This window comes from Ensifer sp. M14 (assembly GCF_003355565.1).
Taxonomy (GTDB): domain Bacteria; phylum Pseudomonadota; class Alphaproteobacteria; order Rhizobiales; family Rhizobiaceae; genus Ensifer.
This window is the reverse complement of record NZ_QJNR01000004.1, coordinates 1,128,553-1,144,442: the sequence shown is the minus strand read 5'-3', so window position 1 is coordinate 1,144,442 and position 15,890 is coordinate 1,128,553. Positions and strand designations below refer to the sequence as shown.

Genomic DNA, 15,890 nt, shown 5'->3' with positions numbered 1-15,890 from the left:
GATGAAGGCTTTCGCCGAACTGCTTGATCGCCTCGTTCTGACCCCGCAGCGCAACGCCAAGATCCGGCTGCTGGCGGATTATTTCGTGACCGCGCCGGACCCCGACCGAGGCTACGCGCTCGCCGCCATCGCCGGCACGCTGTCGCTTGCCACCGTCAAGCCGGCGATGATCCGCGACCTCCTGCTCGAGCGCATGGACGAGGTGCTGTTTCGTTACTCCTACGATTACGTCGGCGACCTCGCCGAAACGGTGTCGTTGGTCTGGGAGCCGCCTGAGGGCGTTGTACCGGACGACATTCCGCTCGGCGACGCCATCGAGACGCTGCAGACGACCGGCCGCGCCAATGTGCGCAGCGTCGTTCGCGACATGCTCGACCGGCTCGACACGTCGGCGCGTTTCGCTTTCCTGAAGCTCGTGACCGGTGGCCTGCGCATCGGCGTCTCCGCCAAGCTTGCCAAACAGGCACTGGCCGAAATGGGCAGCAAGGACGTCACTGAGATCGAGACCCTCTGGCACGGGCTCGCCCCACCCTACCTGCCGCTCTTCCAGTGGCTGGCGGGTGAGGCGGACAGGCCGGCGCTGTCGACGCCCGCCGTCTTCCATTCGGTGATGCTGGCCACGCCCGTCGGGGAAGGCGATCTCGATGGGCTTGATCCGAAGGATTTTGCCGCCGAATGGAAATGGGACGGCATCCGCGTGCAACTCGCCAATATCGGCGGGACCAGGAGGCTCTATTCGCGCAGCGGCGACGAAATTTCCAGCGCCTTCCCCGATGTGCTGGAAGCGGCCGACTTTTCCGGCGTCATCGACGGCGAACTGCTGGTCGGCGGCACTGCCCGCACCAACCGCGCCACCCGAACCTTTTCCGACCTGCAGCAACGGCTGAACCGCAAGACCGTCAGCCACAAGATGCTCGACGAATACCCGGCCTTCATCCGCGCCTACGACGTGCTCTTTTCCGGAGAAACAGACGTGCGGGCCGAAGGCTTCCTGGCGCGGCGGGCGATGCTCGGTGATCTCGTCGAACGCGCCTCGCCTCAGCATTTCGACCTGTCGCCGCTTGTGCCGTTTTCCTCCTGGGAAGAGCTCGACCAGCTGCGCTCCGAGCCGCCCGATCCGGTCATCGAAGGCATCATGCTGAAGCGGCTGGATTCGCCCTACACCGCCGGCAGAGCCAAGGGGCCTTGGTTCAAGTGGAAGCGTGCGCCCTACAATGTCGACGCCGTGCTGATGTACGCCCAGCGCGGCCACGGCAAGCGCTCCAGCTACTATTCCGATTTCACCTTCGGCGTCTGGACCGAGATCGACGGCATGGAAACACTGGTGCCGGTGGGCAAGGCCTATTTCGGCTTCACCGATGCCGAACTCGAAATCCTCGACCGTTTCGTCAGGGACAACACCACCGAGCGTTTCGGCCCGGTCCGGGCGGTGCGCGCGGAACTCGATTTCGGCTTCGTCCTCGAGGTCGCCTTCGAGGGCCTCAACCGCTCGACGCGGCACAAATCCGGCGTTGCCATGCGCTTTCCGCGCATTGCCCGACTGCGACAGGACAAGCTGCCGCATGAGGCCGATCGTCTGGCGACCTTGCAGGCAATGATCGAGAGCAAGTCGTGATCGCGAACCGGGAACAGACCCGCCCGGATGGCGTTTGAGTTACTCGAGCGCACGCAAGGAGATGCGATATGCCTGCAAAATCCAAGGCACAGCAGAAGGCGGCCGGCGCGGCTCTCGCCGCCAAACGCGGAGACATGAAGAAGTCCGACCTCAGAGGTGCATCGCGCGCGATGGAGAAATCCATGACCGAAGGCGAACTGGAAGACCTTGCGCAGACCAAGCGCAAGAAACTGCCCGAGCGAAAGACGGCAAAATGAAGACGGCCGAGCATAAAAGCGCAACCTAAAACAATAATTGTTAATACCAATTTGGGATCATCCCGGTCGTTTCGTAACCTTCTGATGCCGCCGGGGTGATCTTGTGCCTGCCAGACATGCCTTCGATCTCGGGAAAAAGAAACTCTTCGGGTTTCTGACGCCGAACTACCTTCCTGCGATCATCGCTTCTCTCGTCGTTCTGGTGGCCGGCATCCTCGCAGACAACCAGAACCAGGTGGTCTCCGAAGCGCGCATGCGCTCGCAAGTCGCCGATGAACTCAACCCGATCCGCTCGAAGCTCGAAGCCAGCATCAACGGCAACATCCAGCTCGTGCGCGGCCTGATCGGCACCATCGTGACCGAGCCGGGCATGGATCAGGATAGGTTTGCCGCGCTCTCGCGCAGCATTTTCACCGAACGCTCCCAACTGCGCAGCATTGCCGCCGCACCCAACCTTATCGTGCGCATGGCCTATCCCATGCGAGGCAACGAAAAGGCGATCGGGCTCGACTACCGCAAGAATGAGGCGCAGCGCGCAGCCGTCATGAAGGTCAGGGATACCGGCAAGATGGTTCTTGCCGGCCCCGTGGATCTGGTGCAGGGCGGGCGCGGGCTGATTGGCCGGTTCCCGGTCTCGATCGAAGCAGGCGGCGGCAGCAATCGCTTCTGGGGCATCGTCTCGGCAGTCATCGACGTCGATCGCCTCTACAATGACAGCGGCCTCTTCTCCCCTTCGCTCGGCATCGATATAGCCATCACCGGCCGCGACGGGACGGGCAGCGACGGCACGGCGTTCTACGGGAATGCCAGGATTTTCGATCAGGCGCCGGTGGAGATGACCGTTCTGCTTCCTGGCGGTTCCTGGCACATCGCTGCCGTTCCCAAGGGCGGCTGGCCGCAGACGGCGCGCAACGCCTGGCTCATCCGCGCGCTGATTGTCGCCGGCGGCCTGATGATCGTCCTGCCGATGCTCTTGACCGGCCGGTTGATGAGCGAGCGCCAGAACAACATCCGCGCCCTCAGACAGAGCAAGGCACAATTGCAGGAACTGTCGCATCGCCTGAAGATCGCCCTCGACACTTCGGAGATCGGCATCTGGGAACTCGACATCGCCAGCGGCAAGCTGCTCTGGGACGAGCGCATGAAAGAACTCTACGGCAAGACGGGATCGGTCCGCCAGGACTATGAGGACTGGAAGTCGGCCCTGCATCCCGATGATGTCGCTCATGCCGAGGAGGAGTTTGCCGAGGCACTTCACTCGGGCGCCCCTTACAATTCCGAGTTTCGGGTGCGACTGCCGGATGACACCGTGCGCCATATCCGTGCGGTTGGCTCCGCCTATGACGGCGCAGACGGGCGCAGGAAGTTCGTCGGCGTCAACTGGGACGTGACTGCCGACATCCAGACCCGCGCGACGCTGTCGGAAGCCAAGCGGCAAGCCGAAGCGCATAGCGCCGAACTGGAAGCAGCTCGCTACCGCATGGAATTCAATGCCCTGCACGATCCGCTGACCGGCTTGCCCAACCGCCGGTTTCTCGACCAGGTGCTTGCGGATAGAAGCCATCATTTCGATGCCGAGGCGAGGCTCAGCATCTTCCACATGGATCTCGATCGGTTCAAGCAGATCAACGATACGCTCGGCCATGCCGCAGGCGACGAAATCCTGCGCCACGCCGCGAAACTGTTGCGCACCAACGCCAAGGAGAAGGACTTCGTTGCCCGCATCGGTGGCGACGAATTCGTCCTCGTCCGCCCGGAGGATAGTGCCGAGCCCGACGCGCGGCTTGCTTCCTGCATCATCGAGGCGATGAGCGTTCCGGTTCGCTACAAGGACCAGGAATGCCGCATCGGCGTCAGCATCGGCATAGCCGCCCAGGCCAAGCCGTCCGACGAGCTATCCCAGATCCTCGTCAATGCCGATATCGCCCTTTACGAGGCCAAACGCCGCGGTCGCAACCGGCACGAAACCTTCACCGGCGATCTGAAGACCGCCGTGTTCAAGACCAAACAGACCGCCGACGAGATCCTTCGCGGTTTGGAACACAAGGAATTCATCGCGCATTTCCAGCCACAGTTCTGTCCGAACACCCTTGAGGTCATAGGCGTCGAAGCGCTCGCGCGCTGGGACCATCCGACCAAGGGGTTGCTGGGGCCGCACACCTTTCTCAAGACCGCCGAAGACATCAATGTCGTCGCCTCCATCGACCAGGCGATCCTGGAGCAGGCGCTGTTCCAGATTTACCGCTGGGAGGCCAGCGGCATTCATATCCCGAAGGTTTCGGTCAACCTTTCCTATGCCCGACTGCACGACGAAGGGCTGATCGACCGTCTCGAACAATTGCAGATCCCGCGCGGCCGCGTGTCCTTCGAACTTCTGGAATCGATTTCCTTCGATGAGAGCGACATCACGGTGCTGTCGAACATTCGCCGGATCAAGGAACTCGGCATCGATATCGAGATCGACGATTTCGGCACCGGCTATGCCTCGATCCTCAGCCTGTTGAAGCTGTCCCCACGGCGCCTGAAGATCGATCGCCAGCTGATTCTGCCGATCCTGAATTCGCCGACCGAAAAGCGCCTCGTCGAATCGATCATCGATATCGGCACATCGCTCGGCATCGAAGTGATCGCAGAGGGTGTCGAAACGCTCGACCATGCCCGCATTCTGCAGGAGCTCGGCTGTCATGGCCTGCAGGGCTATGCCTTTGCCAGACCGATGAGCGCCAACGATCTAGGCACCTTTGTTTTCGAGCGCAGGTGGCAGGCAGCCTGATACGGTCTTTGGTCGGCTGCGACAGTTCGGCGCGCAAGTGATAGGGGCAAAATGCCCCCCTCACGCATTTTTCCCGCCATCGAGGCTTGGCAGCCCCAGGGAAAATCGTCATAAAAACATACGGCTGTTACCGCTATGCGGACTATGACGGCATCGTCTGCGACCGTTGCATTCGCGATGGTCCTTTAGGGGCTTCGGCACCCAATCTCCATTATGCCCAAGAGAAGGGAACGGTACGATCGAATACGCGGGGAAATTGCTTTCTGTCTTCATCCTAGCCCCGTTCGCGGGAAGCCTCATTGCAATCTTCTTTCCGTCCGATCAACGCGGCGCAACGGCCTGGTTCGCAGGTGCGATCGCGCTTCTCTGCTTCCTGATTGCGGCCGGCCTGTACCCCTTTGTCACCTCCGGCGGCGTTCTTCGCTATGAATTGGCCTGGATACCGGAGCTTGGCCTCAACTTCACCTTGAGGATGGACGGCTTCGCCTGGCTGTTTACGGTGCTGGTGACCGCGATCGGCGTGCTCGTGGTGCTCTACGCCCGCTATTACATGGCGGCCGAAGATCCGGTCCCGCGCTTCTTCGCCCTGTTCCTCGCCTTCATGGGGTCGATGCTGGGGGTCGTGCTTTCCGGCAACCTGATCCTGCTTGCCGTTTTCTGGGAGCTGACGAGCATCGTCTCCTTCCTGCTCATCGGCTATTGGCATCACAATGCCCACGCCCGCGACGGCGCGCGCATGGCGCTGACGATGACCGGCATGGGCGGGCTTTGCATGCTTGTCGGGCTGTTGATCATGGGCCGTATCGTCGGCAGCTACGATCTCGACGTCGTGCTCGCCTCCGGCGACACGATCCGCGAACATCCGCTCTATCTGGCGACATTGGTGCTGATCCTGCTCGGAGCTCTGACCAAGAGCGCGCAGTTCCCGTTCCATTTCTGGCTGCCGCACGCCATGGCAGCGCCGACGCCCGTTTCGGCCTACCTGCACTCGGCAACGATGGTGAAGGCGGGGGTGTTCCTGCTCGTCCGCTTCTGGCCGGTCATGGCCGGCACCGAGGCCTGGTTCTGGATCGTCGGCCTTGCCGGCCTGACGACGCTCCTTCTCGGCGCCTATTTCGCCATCTTCCAGCAGGACCTGAAGGGGCTTCTCGCCTATTCGACCATCAGTCATCTGGGGTTGATCACGGTGTTGCTCAGCCTCGGCAGTCCGCTGGCCGCAGTCGCCGCCGTCTTTCACATCGTCAATCACGCCACCTTCAAGGCATCGCTGTTCATGGCGGCCGGCATCATCGACCATGAGACCGGTACCCGCGACATGCGCAAGCTCGGCGGGCTGATACGCCACATGCCCGGAACCGCCATGCTCGCCATGGTCGCCAGCGCCGCCATGGCCGGCGTGCCGCTGTTGAACGGCTTCATCTCGAAGGAGATGTTCTTCGCCGAGGCGATCGAGACGCATCAGGCCAACCTGCTCGATACGATCACGCCCTACGTTGCCACGCTTGCCGGCATGTTCGCGGTGACCTATTCGCTGCGCTTCATCCACAGCGTCTTCTTCGGCAAGATCCCGAGCGATCTGCCGAAGATCCCGCACGAGCCGCCACGCTGGATGCGGGCGCCGATCGAGTTCCTCGTGCTCGCATGCCTGGTTGTCGGCATCATCCCGGCGATTACCATTGGCCCGTTCCTGCACACCGCCGTCGTGTCGATCCTCGGCGCCAGCACCCCGCAGTACAACCTCTCCGTCTGGCACGGCTGGAACCTGCCGCTGATCATGAGCTTCGTGGCGCTGCTCGGCGGTATCGGTCTCTACTTCCTGATGCGCAACTATCTGGCGACCAGCACCGAGGGACCGCCGGTCTTCCGGCTGCTGCACGGCCAGCGCATCTTCGAACGGGTGCTCGTGACGCTCTCATGGAAATGGGCGCGTTGGCTCGAGCAGAGGCTCGGCACGCGCCGGCTGCAGCCGCAGATGCGCTTCCTGGTCTTCGTCGCGATCATGGCCGGTGCCCTGCCGCTGCTTCTCAACCATTTCGAACTGCCGCCGCTTCTGGTGCGCGGCATCGATCCGGCCTTCGCTCTTCTATGGGCAATCGGCATCGCCTGCGCCGTGGGTGCTGCCTATCAGGCGAAATTCCACCGGCTGGCGGCCCTGGTGCTTCTCGGCGGCGCCGGTCTCGTCACCTGCATCACCTTCGTCTGGCTGTCGGCACCCGACCTTGCCGTCACCCAGTTGCTCGTTGAGATCGTCACGACGGTGTTGATCCTGCTCGGCCTGCGCTGGCTGCCCAAGCGCATCGAGGACACCCAGGAATCCGAGTTGCTTTCGCTGCGGGTTCGCCTTCGACGCCTGCGCGACTTTGTGCTTGCCCTTGTGGCAGGGGGCGGCGTGGCGCTGATCGCCTATACCGTGATGACCCGCCCGATGCCGGAAACCATTGCCAGCTACTTCCTCGAGCGCGCCTACAAGGAGGGCGGCGGCACCAATGTCGTCAACGTCATCCTCGTCGACTTCCGCGGCTTCGACACGCTCGGCGAGATCGCGGTTCTGGCGATCGTCGCACTCACCGTGTTCGCCCTTCTGTTGCGCTTCCGCCCGCAGGCCGACAGTCTCGAGGCGCCGGAACAGCAGAAGGTTCAGAATGCCTTCGACGACGATCACCCCGACCGCGCCAAGGGAGACAGCGTCGCCGAATATCTGTTCGTACCATCCGTGATCATGCGCTGGATGTTCCCGGTGAGCGGCATGTTGGCCGCCTATTTCTTCCTGCGCGGCCATGACCTGCCGGGCGGCGGCTTCGCGGCGGGGATCGCCATGTCGATCGGCTTCATCCTGCAATACATGTCGGGCGGCACCCGCTGGGTCGAGGAGCGGCTGCGCATCCATCCGCTGCGCTGGATGAGCATCGGCATCATCGTCGCGGCGGCAACCGGCATCGGTTCGTGGCTGTTCGGTTATCCGTTCCTGACCTCGCACGCGCAGTACATCACATTGCCTATCGTCGGGAAAATCCCGCTGGCAAGTGCGATCTTCTTCGACCTCGGCGTCTTCTCGCTGGTGGTCGGAGCAACGGTCCTCATCCTGATCGCGCTCGCGCACCAGTCGATCCGTGCGCCGCGTGCCCATGCCCGTGCCCTTCGCGCCGCAAAGGAGGCGAAGTAATGGAGATCATCCTGTCTGCCGCCATCGGCGTCCTCACCGCTTCGGGCGTCTACCTCCTGCTTCGGCCGCGCACCTATCAGGTGATCATCGGCCTGTCGCTGCTCTCCTATGCCGTCAATCTCTTCATCTTCAGCATGGGGCGGCTGCGCGTGAACGCGCCCCCCATTCTGGAGCCCGGTGGCGTCGGCGATCTCTCGCGCTATACCGACCCGGTGCCCCAAGCACTGGTGCTGACTGCCATCGTGATCGGCTTTGCCATGACGGCGCTCTTCCTCGTCGTGCTGCTCGCCTCGCGCGGCTTCACCGGCACCGACCATGTCGACGGAAGGGAGCAGCGCAGTGACTGATTGGCTGCATCACCTGATCATCCTGCCCATCCTCATACCGCTGATGGTCGGCGCGGCGATGATCCCGATCGACGAGCGCAACCGCATGATCAAGGGCGTCATGGGCTTCGTCTCGACGCTTGTCCTCTTCGTGCTCTCGATGGTGCTGATGCGCGCTACGGCCTCGAGCGAAGGCTTCCTTGCCGGCACGAGTGTCTACCAGCTCGGCAACTGGCCGGCGCCGTTCGGTATCGTTCTGGTGCTCGACCGGCTGTCGGCGCTGATGCTGTGCCTGACGAGCGGCCTGGCGCTTGCGGCCCAGGTCTATTCGATCGCCCGCTGGCACACGGCCGGCCATCACTTCCATTCGCTGTTCCAGCTCTTGATCGCCGGCCTCAACGGCGCCTTCCTGACGGGCGACCTGTTCAATCTCTTCGTCTTCTTCGAGATCATGCTGGCGGCATCCTACGGCCTGTTGCTGCACGGCTCCGGCCCGCTGCGCGTCAAGGCCGGCCTGCACTACGTCGCGATCAACCTTGCCGCCTCGTCGCTGTTCCTGATCGGCGTCAGCCTGATCTATGGCGCGACCGGCACGCTCAACATGGCCGACCTTGCCATCAAGCTCGCGACCATTTCGCCGGAAAACCGCCAGATGGTCGAAGTCGGCGCCGGCATCCTCGGCGTCGCCTTTCTGGTCAAGGCCGGCATGTGGCCGTTGAGCTTCTGGCTGCCGACAGCCTATTCGGCCGCAACACCGCCGGTTGCTGCCGTCTTTGCCGTTCTCACCAAGGTTGGCATCTACGTCATCCTGCGTCTTTCGCTGCTCGTCTTCGGCGCCAATGCCGGGGTTTCCGCCGGCTTCGGGCAGACGCTACTGGTGGCCGGTGGCATGCTGACGATCGCCTTCGGCGCGATCGGTGTACTGGCCTCGCAGGCGATGGCGCGGCTTGCCGCCTATTCGGTGCTTGTCTCCTCGGGTACCTTGATGGCGGCGATCGGCCTCGGGCATTCGAGCATGATTGCCGGCGCGCTGTTCTATCTCGTCAGCTCGACGCTGACGATCTCGGCCTTCTTCCTGCTGATCGAACTGGTGGAGCGCGGCCGCGACGCCGGCGCCGACGTTCTGGCCGTGACGATGGAAGCCTATGGTGATGCCGACGAGGATGAAGAGGTCGATGAGGCGGGTGCCGCCATTCCCGGCACCATGGCTGTGCTCGGCCTCTGCTTCTGCCTCTGCGCGCTGTTGCTCGCAGGCCTGCCGCCGCTTTCGGGCTTCGTTGCGAAGTTCGCGATTCTGAGCGGCCTCTTCGGCCTCTCCGGCGCCGAGCCTGTGCCGGCGCTGTCGGCTGCCGACTGGACCTATGTCACCTTGCTGATCCTGTCGGGCCTGTCCGCGATGATCGCCATGAACCGCGTCGGCATCCGCACGTTCTGGGCCTCGATCGAAAACACCGTGCCAAGGGTCTTCGTCATCGAGATCGCGCCGGTCGTTGTGCTGCTTGGTGCCTGCATCTTCCTGAGCCTGCAGGCAGGCCCGACGATGCGCTACATGCAGGCGACGGCGGATTCGCTGCTCAGCCCTTCGGGCTATACAGAGCGTGTCCTCACGGCGCCGCGTGTGGGAGGGCAATAACGATGCGCACGTGGTTCCCCTACCCGCTCCTGTCCGTCGGCCTGCTGATCATCTGGATGCTGCTGAACCAATCGGTCGCCCCCGGCACCATCGTCATGGGCACGATCCTCGGCATCGCGCTCGGCTGGGTGACGCTGAAGCTCACGCCGGCCCGCTCGCATCCCCGCCGCATCCTGCGCACCCTGCGCTTCAGCGCCAGCGTATTCGTCGACGTTATCCGCTCCAACATCGCAGTCGCGCTCGTCATCCTGCGCGTCGGCCGCCGGGCGCCGAACTCGGGCTTCCTGACAGTGGACATCGATATCGAGGATGAAAATGCGCTTGCCCTCCTCGCCTGCATCATGACTGCGACGCCGGGCACGGCGTGGCTCGAATATGATCGCGGCCGGAAATCGCTGCTTTTCCACGTCCTCGACATGGAGAATGAGGAAGTCTGGATACGGACGGTGAAGCGTTACGAGGCCGGTTTGAAGGAGATGTTCGCATGACGGTGCTTGCAATCATCTGGTCGATCCTCGCAGCCCAGATCATGATCGGGCTCGCTATGGCCTTCGCGCTCTATCGCATGATCAAGGGGCCACGGGCGCAGGATCGCATCCTCGGCCTAGACACCCTCTATATCAACGCCATGCTGATGCTGTTGACCTTCGGCATCCGTACCGCCAACAGCATCTATTTCGAGTCCGCTCTGATCGTCGCGCTGATCGGCTTCGTCTCGTCGATCGCCTTTGGCAAGTTCCTGATGCGCGGGGAGGTGATCGAATGAGCCATCTGACCGACCTTCCGACCTGGGCTGCCGTTGTCGTCTGCGGGCTCGTTCTTCTCGGCGCGGCCATTGCGCTGATCGGCTCGGTTGGCCTGCTCCGGCTGCCGGATTTCTACACCCGCCTGCACGCGCCGACGCTTGCCACCAGCGGCGGCGTCATCCTCATCTGCACCGCCTCGATGGTCTGCTTTGCCGTGCTGCAGAATCGCTGGGTGTTTCACGAAGTGCTGATCGTCGTCTTCGTCATCATGACCACGCCGGTGACGCTGATGCTGCTCGGCCAGGCAGCACTTTATCGCGACCGTGTCGAAGAACGCCGCGGCGTGCCGCTGAAGCAGAAGCCGCTTCGCGAAGAGATCTCGGAAGATACCGATGAGTAGATTTATAGCGCGTCGCGGCCGCGAAAACGCCGTTGATAGGCGGGATCGTAGAGCGAGCTTTCCCGGAAATCCGAGGCTTCCAGACCGGGACCGACGAAGATCAGCGCCGTGCGCTCGATCGGCTCTTCGGCGACCTTGGCTGAGATCGTGCCAAGCGTTCCCCGCACCACCCGCTCATCCGGCCATGACGCCTTGACGACGATCGCCACCGGGCAATCGGCTCCATAGAGCGGCGTCAGTTCTTCGACCACCTGATCGAGCGCATGGATGGCGAGATGAATGGCGAGCGTCGCACCGGTCGCGCCGAAGCCGGTAAGCGTCTCGGTATTGGGCATCGGCGAAGCCCGACCGGAAACCCGGGTCAGCACGAGGCTCTGGGCCACGGCGGGAATGGTCAGCTCGCGACCGAGCGCTGCAGCAGCTGCCGCGAAGGATGGGACGCCCGGCGTCATCGTATAGCCGATGCCATGCTTCTCCAGCCGGCGGATCTGTTCGGCAACGGCACTCCAGACCGAAAGGTCGCCGGAATGCAGCCGGGCGACGTCCTCGCCGGCTTGCGCCGCGCGCACATATTCCGCCTCGATCTCGTCGAGCGACATCGGCGCGGTGTCGACGATGCGGGCGCCGGGCGGGCAATATTGCAGCAGTTCCGGCGAGACGATCGAGCCGGCGTAAAGGCAGACCGGGCAGCGTCCGATGAGATCGCGGCCGCGAACCGTGATCAGATCCGCCGCCCCCGGGCCAGCGCCGATGAAATGTACCGTCATGTGTCTCTCCGAACGTTCCAGGCGCCGTTCACGCAAATGCAGAACCGCCCCATTCTCTTTGTCTCATACAAGTCCGGGCGCAGAGCTGCTCTAGCTCTTAGTCCAGGACCATTGCGTTACCGGCATTGCCGGCCGCCAGCCCGTCATGCCGCCGATCGGCAGCGCCCGGGCGATATCGATGCGGATCAGCGAACCGCCGAGCTGCGCGTGGCGCTGCAGCAGCACCGCCTCCATCTCGGTCGTCACGGCATTGGCGACCAGGCGGCCGCCGCTGCCGAGGGCGGTTGTTGCAGCATCCATGACACCCGGCTCGCTGCCGCCGCCACCGATGAAAATCGCATCGGGGCGTGAAAGGCCGGAAAGTGCTTCCGGCGCCTTGCCCTGGACGACCATCAGGCCGGGCACGCCGAACGCCTCGGCATTGCGGCCGACGCGGACCGCGCGCTCGGGCGATGCCTCGATGGCGATTGCCCGCATCGCCGGATCGGCGAGCATCCATTCGATACCGATCGAACCTGAGCCCGCACCGATATCCCAGAGCAGCTCGCCCTTGCGCGGCGAGAGTGCCGACAGCGTCAGTGCCCGCACTTCGCGCTTGGTGATCTGGCCGTCATGCTCGAACAGCAGATCGTCGCGCCCCGCCGAAAGCGGCAGCACCCGGCCGCCCTGGTCGGCGGCCACTTCGATGGCGCAGACGTTGAGCGGGTGGACGACACCGAGCATGAAGAGCGAGGCAATCTGCGTGGTCACGCGTTCGCCGGCGCCGCCGAGCGCCTCCAGAACCGTCAGCCGCGACTGACCGAACCCGTTTTCCGTCAATAGCTCGGCGAGCGCCTTCGGTCCGGTTCCATCCGACGTCAGCGCCAGTACCCTGTTGCCCGGCTGCAGATGCGGCCGAACCAGGTCGATCGGCCGTCCATGCAGCGACACGAGCGTCGCTTCCTGCAGCGCCCAGCCAAGCCGCGAGGCGGCAAGGCTGAAAGAAGACGGGGCCGGAAGGGTGCGGATCTCGGATGCGGCAACACGGCGCGCAAGCGTGGCACCGACACCGAAGAAGAAGGGGTCGCCCGAGGCGAGCACGACGACCGGGCTGCCTCGTCGCGCAACGATCTCCTCGACCGAGCGGCCGAACGGGCTCTGCCAGACACGGCCCTCACCCCTGATCAGCGATTGCGTCAACTCCATGTGGCGAGCGCCGCCATAGACGACCGGCGCGGCAGCAATCAGCCGCTTGGCCTCGTCGCCGAGACCGGCTACACCATCCTCGCCTATGCCGATGATGGTCAACCAGGGGGAGACGATGGCCGGATCGCTGTTCGACACCTCAGCCATGGAAAAACCTCGCATATTGATTCTTGGCGGGACGACCGAGGCCCGCGAACTGGCATCCCGCCTTGCCGGCGACACGCGGTTTGAAACCGTGATTTCGCTTGCCGGCCGCACGGCCGATCCGCGCCCGCAACCGGTCGAGACCCGCATCGGCGGGTTTGGCGGCGCCGAGGGTCTTGCGGCCTTCCTCATTGCCGAAGAGGTTGCGCTGGTCGTCGACGCGACGCACCCCTTCGCTGCCCGGATTTCCCACAATGCCGCCGCGGCTGCAAAGGCCGCGCAAGTGCGCCTTCTCGCCCTTCGCCGCCCGGAATGGCAGGCGGAGGCCGGCGACGCCTGGACCGGCGTCGGCAGCGTCGCGGAAGCGGTGACCACCCTTGGTGACGCCCCGCGCCGCGTCTTTCTCGCCATCGGCCGGCAGGAGGCCTTTCATTTCGAGGCAGCGCCGCAGCACAGTTACGTCATCCGCAGCGTCGATCCGGTGACGCCCCCCTTGAAGTTGCCGGATGCGACGGCGATCCTTGCCACCGGCCCGTTCGCCGAAGCGGACGAGATCGACCTGCTTGAAAGTCACCACATCGATATCATCGTCGCCAAGAACAGTGGCGGCGCTGCCACCTATGGAAAGATCGCGGCGGCCCGCAAACTTGGGATCGCGGTGATCATGGTCGAGCGCCGCAAGCCCGCCGACGTGCCGTCGGCGGGCGACTGCGACACAGCGCTCGAACGCATCGATCACTGGCTGTCTCCCGCGTAGAAGCGCGGGGTATAAACGAGATCCGGCTTGCCTTCGCGCGCAACGATACGCGTTTCCGCCGAACCGATGATGACGCAGGTCGCCATGTCGGCGCAGCTGGCATCGGCCTCGCCGAGCGGCATGACCGCAATGCGCTCGTCCGGCCGGCCGGCGGCACGGCCGAAGATCACCGGCACCGATGCCGGCAGCACGCCGCGCAGGATCTCGAAGGCCTCGCCAAGCTGCCAGGGCCGTGCCTTGCTGATCGGATTGTAGAGGGCAATCACCAGCCCGGCTTCCGCCACGAGCTTCAGCCGTTTGGTGATGACCTCCCAGGGTTTCAGGTTGTCGGAGAGCGAAATGGCGCAAAAATCATGACCGAGCGGCGCGCCGATACGAGCGGCAACGGCGAGCATCGCCGTCACCCCTGGCGTCACCACCAGATCGACGGACTTCCATTCCGCCGGTCCCTTGTCGATCGCCTCGCAGACGGCCGCCGCCATCGCAAAGACACCGGGGTCACCGCCCGAGACCATGCAGACCTTGGCGCCGGCGGCAGCCCGCGACAGCGCCGCCTGCGCGCGATCGAGCTCCTCGCGATTGTCCGACGCGATGCGGACCTGGTCGGGCCTGAGGTTCAGGCGGTCGAGATAGGGGAAGTAGCCGAAGAATTCCTGCGCCTGCGAAACGGCCTCGGCCGTCTCCGGCGTCATCTGCGCAGCACTGCCGGGACCGGTGCCGACGACATAGAGCGTGCCGCTCATGGTTTGTCCTTCCATCCGGGCCTGTCCTTCCATCCGGGAACGAGCACGAGCGAGAAGTAGGGCGCCTCATCATCAGGCTTTTCCGCAAGCGCCGTCATCGCCGCATTCTTCATCGTGCCACGCTCGACATAGACGGCCTGGTCGAGCCTTCCGGAGGCAGCAAGCGCCCTGCGGATCTTCGGCAGGTTGCGCCCGACCTTCATGATCACGGCAGCCTCCGTATCGGCCAGGCGTCGTCCGAGCTCGCCTTCGGCCATGGTGCCCGGCAGCACCGACAGGACGTCGTCGCCCTGGACCAGCGGCAGGCCGGCAAGCGACCAGCAGCCGGACATGGCGGTGATGCCGGGGATGACTTCGACCGGGAACCGACCGGCAAGCCGCACATGCAGGTGCATGTAGGAGCCGTAGAACAGCGGATCGCCTTCGCTCAGAACCGCGACGGTTCGGCCGGCCGCGAGGTGTTCGGCGACGGCCTCGGCAGACGCGTTGTAGAAATCGGTGATCTGGCTCTTGTAGGCACCGTCGTCCTTGTCGATCTCGGTGGTGACGGGGTAGTAGAGCGGCAGCTCGACGAGACCCGGCTTCAGCAGGCCTTCGACGACAGCGCGGCCATTGCCGCTGCGCCCCGCCTTGGCGAAATAGGCAAGCACATCCGCCTCGCCCAAGGCCTTGACGGCCTTGACCGTCAACAACTCCGGATCGCCGGGACCCGTGCCGACGCCGATCAACCGGCCCAAACCCGCGCCGCTCACAGGCCCGGCCTCGCGAGCGAATTGAGCGCGGCAGCGGTCATGGCGCTGCCGCCCAGGCGACCGCGCACAATGGCGAACGGTACGCCATAGGAATTCTCGGCGAGAGCATCCTTCGATTCGGCCGCGCCGACGAAGCCGACCGGCATGCCGATGATCGCAGCCGGCTTCGGTGCGCCATCGCGCAGCATTTCCAAGAGATAGAACAGCGCCGTCGGCGCGTTGCCGATGGCAACGACCGAGCCGGCCATATGCTCGCTCCAGAGTTTCAGCGCCGCAGCCGACCGCGTGTTGCCGATCTCGGCTGCCAGTTCCGGCGTGCGGGGATCGCGAAGCGTGCAGATCACCTCGTTGTTTGCAGGCAGGCGCGCGCGTGTCACGCCGCGCGCCACCATCTCGGCATCGCAGAGGATCGGCGCGCCGTTTTTCAGGGCGCCGCGGGCAGCGGTGACGAAGTCGGGAGAAAACACGAATTGCTTCGACGCCTCGACCAGGCCACAGGCATGCACCATGCGCACCGCGAGATCGGCTTCCTCCTCGGAGAAGGCGGAAAGGTCGGCTTCTGCCCGAATGATGGCGAAGGAACGCTCATAGATGGCGTTGCCATCCCGGATGTAATCATACTCAGGCAT

Annotated in this window: 15 protein-coding genes; 10 read left to right on the top strand and 5 right to left on the bottom strand. The window is 64.1% G+C overall.

Annotation, left to right across the window (positions count from 1 at the left end; all coding sequences use genetic code 11):
* Position 1: 1 nt before the first annotated feature.
* The 9 genes from BLJAPNOD_RS05475 (at position 2) to mnhG (ending at position 10,913) form a co-directional block, all read left to right on the top strand.
* Complete coding sequence (locus BLJAPNOD_RS05475; protein WP_115419169.1) at positions 2-1,615, top strand: cisplatin damage response ATP-dependent DNA ligase; 1,614 nt, start codon at positions 2-4, stop codon at positions 1,613-1,615.
* Between the two features lie 68 nt (positions 1,616-1,683).
* A complete protein-coding gene (locus BLJAPNOD_RS05470; RefSeq protein WP_115419168.1) occupies positions 1,684-1,872 on the top strand; it encodes a DUF3008 family protein in 189 nt (62 codons plus the stop codon).
* Positions 1,873-1,975: 103 nt separating this feature from the next.
* The gene (locus BLJAPNOD_RS05465; protein WP_115419167.1) at positions 1,976-4,645 is read left to right on the top strand and encodes an EAL domain-containing protein; all 2,670 of its coding nucleotides are present in this window, start codon (positions 1,976-1,978) and stop codon (positions 4,643-4,645) included.
* Between the two features lie 238 nt (positions 4,646-4,883).
* Positions 4,884-7,808, top strand: coding sequence for a monovalent cation/H+ antiporter subunit A (locus BLJAPNOD_RS05460; RefSeq protein WP_343215815.1), 2,925 nt, complete (start codon positions 4,884-4,886; stop codon positions 7,806-7,808).
* The gene (locus BLJAPNOD_RS05455) at positions 7,808-8,155 is read left to right on the top strand and encodes a Na+/H+ antiporter subunit C (protein WP_025428214.1); all 348 of its coding nucleotides are present in this window, start codon (positions 7,808-7,810) and stop codon (positions 8,153-8,155) included. The genes BLJAPNOD_RS05460 and BLJAPNOD_RS05455 overlap by 1 nt, the downstream gene beginning before the upstream one ends.
* Entirely contained in the window at positions 8,124-9,767 is a 1,644-nt protein-coding gene (locus BLJAPNOD_RS05450; RefSeq protein WP_199565900.1) for a monovalent cation/H+ antiporter subunit D, read from the top strand. Before BLJAPNOD_RS05455 ends, BLJAPNOD_RS05450 begins: the two co-directional genes overlap by 32 nt.
* Before the next feature lie 2 nt (positions 9,768-9,769).
* Positions 9,770-10,255: a Na+/H+ antiporter subunit E gene (locus tag BLJAPNOD_RS05445; protein WP_115419164.1), complete on the top strand. Its 486-nt coding sequence runs from the start codon at positions 9,770-9,772 to the stop codon at positions 10,253-10,255.
* A complete protein-coding gene (locus BLJAPNOD_RS05440) occupies positions 10,252-10,533 on the top strand; it encodes a K+/H+ antiporter subunit F (RefSeq protein WP_112812005.1) in 282 nt (93 codons plus the stop codon). The genes BLJAPNOD_RS05445 and BLJAPNOD_RS05440 overlap by 4 nt, the downstream gene beginning before the upstream one ends.
* Positions 10,530-10,913, top strand: a complete 384-nt coding sequence (gene mnhG, locus BLJAPNOD_RS05435; protein ID WP_115419163.1) for a monovalent cation/H(+) antiporter subunit G — start codon at positions 10,530-10,532, stop codon at positions 10,911-10,913. The genes BLJAPNOD_RS05440 and mnhG overlap by 4 nt, the downstream gene beginning before the upstream one ends.
* Positions 10,914-10,915: 2 nt before the next feature.
* Here mnhG and cobM read toward each other — a convergent pair whose 3' ends face one another.
* Together cobM and cbiE are read right to left on the bottom strand one after the other, a co-directional pair.
* The gene (cobM, locus tag BLJAPNOD_RS05430) at positions 10,916-11,680 is read right to left on the bottom strand and encodes a precorrin-4 C(11)-methyltransferase (RefSeq protein WP_115419162.1); all 765 of its coding nucleotides are present in this window, start codon (positions 11,678-11,680) and stop codon (positions 10,916-10,918) included.
* A gap of 90 nt (positions 11,681-11,770) precedes the next feature.
* Positions 11,771-13,012 (bottom strand): precorrin-6y C5,15-methyltransferase (decarboxylating) subunit CbiE, encoded by a 1,242-nt coding sequence (gene cbiE / locus BLJAPNOD_RS05425; RefSeq protein ID WP_115419161.1) that lies wholly within the window; start codon positions 13,010-13,012, stop codon positions 11,771-11,773.
* On the opposite strand from cbiE, the gene BLJAPNOD_RS05420 reads away from it, so the two are divergent.
* Positions 12,981-13,766 carry a cobalt-precorrin-6A reductase gene (locus BLJAPNOD_RS05420; protein ID WP_115421146.1) on the top strand — a complete coding sequence of 262 codons (786 nt, stop codon included), beginning with the start codon at positions 12,981-12,983 and terminating at the stop codon, positions 13,764-13,766. The genes cbiE and BLJAPNOD_RS05420 overlap by 32 nt on opposite strands.
* Here BLJAPNOD_RS05420 and BLJAPNOD_RS05415 read toward each other — a convergent pair.
* The 3 genes from BLJAPNOD_RS05415 to BLJAPNOD_RS05405 are packed head-to-tail and all read right to left on the bottom strand — an operon-like array spanning position 13,745 to position 15,890.
* Complete coding sequence (locus tag BLJAPNOD_RS05415) at positions 13,745-14,509, bottom strand: precorrin-3B C(17)-methyltransferase (RefSeq protein ID WP_115419160.1); 765 nt, start codon at positions 14,507-14,509, stop codon at positions 13,745-13,747. The genes BLJAPNOD_RS05420 and BLJAPNOD_RS05415 overlap by 22 nt on opposite strands.
* Positions 14,506-15,261 carry a precorrin-2 C(20)-methyltransferase gene (locus BLJAPNOD_RS05410; protein ID WP_115419159.1) on the bottom strand — a complete coding sequence of 252 codons (756 nt, stop codon included), beginning with the start codon at positions 15,259-15,261 and terminating at the stop codon, positions 14,506-14,508. Before BLJAPNOD_RS05410 ends, BLJAPNOD_RS05415 begins: the two co-directional genes overlap by 4 nt.
* Positions 15,258-15,890, bottom strand: coding sequence for a precorrin-8X methylmutase (locus BLJAPNOD_RS05405; RefSeq protein ID WP_115419158.1), 633 nt, complete (start codon positions 15,888-15,890; stop codon positions 15,258-15,260). Before BLJAPNOD_RS05405 ends, BLJAPNOD_RS05410 begins: the two co-directional genes overlap by 4 nt.

Bases quoted from the DNA above. Each gene is read 5' to 3' on its own strand.
- BLJAPNOD_RS05475 (WP_115419169.1), top strand. From the start codon at position 2: ATGAAGGCTTTCGCCGAACTGCTTGATCGCCTCGTTCTGACCCCGCAG.
- BLJAPNOD_RS05470 (WP_115419168.1), top strand. From the start codon at position 1,684: ATGCCTGCAAAATCCAAGGCACAGCAGAAGGCGGCCGGCGCGGCTCTC.
- BLJAPNOD_RS05455 (WP_025428214.1), top strand. From the start codon at position 7,808: ATGGAGATCATCCTGTCTGCCGCCATCGGCGTCCTCACCGCTTCGGGC.
- BLJAPNOD_RS05450 (WP_199565900.1), top strand. From the start codon at position 8,124: ATGTCGACGGAAGGGAGCAGCGCAGTGACTGATTGGCTGCATCACCTG.
- BLJAPNOD_RS05445 (WP_115419164.1), top strand. From the start codon at position 9,770: ATGCGCACGTGGTTCCCCTACCCGCTCCTGTCCGTCGGCCTGCTGATC.
- BLJAPNOD_RS05440 (WP_112812005.1), top strand. From the start codon at position 10,252: ATGACGGTGCTTGCAATCATCTGGTCGATCCTCGCAGCCCAGATCATG.
- mnhG (WP_115419163.1), top strand. From the start codon at position 10,530: ATGAGCCATCTGACCGACCTTCCGACCTGGGCTGCCGTTGTCGTCTGC.
- cobM (WP_115419162.1), bottom strand. From the start codon at position 11,680: ATGACGGTACATTTCATCGGCGCTGGCCCGGGGGCGGCGGATCTGATC.
- BLJAPNOD_RS05420 (WP_115421146.1), top strand. From the start codon at position 12,981: ATGGCCGGATCGCTGTTCGACACCTCAGCCATGGAAAAACCTCGCATA.
- cbiE (WP_115419161.1), bottom strand. From the start codon at position 13,012: ATGGCTGAGGTGTCGAACAGCGATCCGGCCATCGTCTCCCCCTGGTTG.
- BLJAPNOD_RS05415 (WP_115419160.1), bottom strand. From the start codon at position 14,509: ATGAGCGGCACGCTCTATGTCGTCGGCACCGGTCCCGGCAGTGCTGCG.
- BLJAPNOD_RS05405 (WP_115419158.1), bottom strand. From the start codon at position 15,890: ATGCCTGAGTATGATTACATCCGGGATGGCAACGCCATCTATGAGCGT.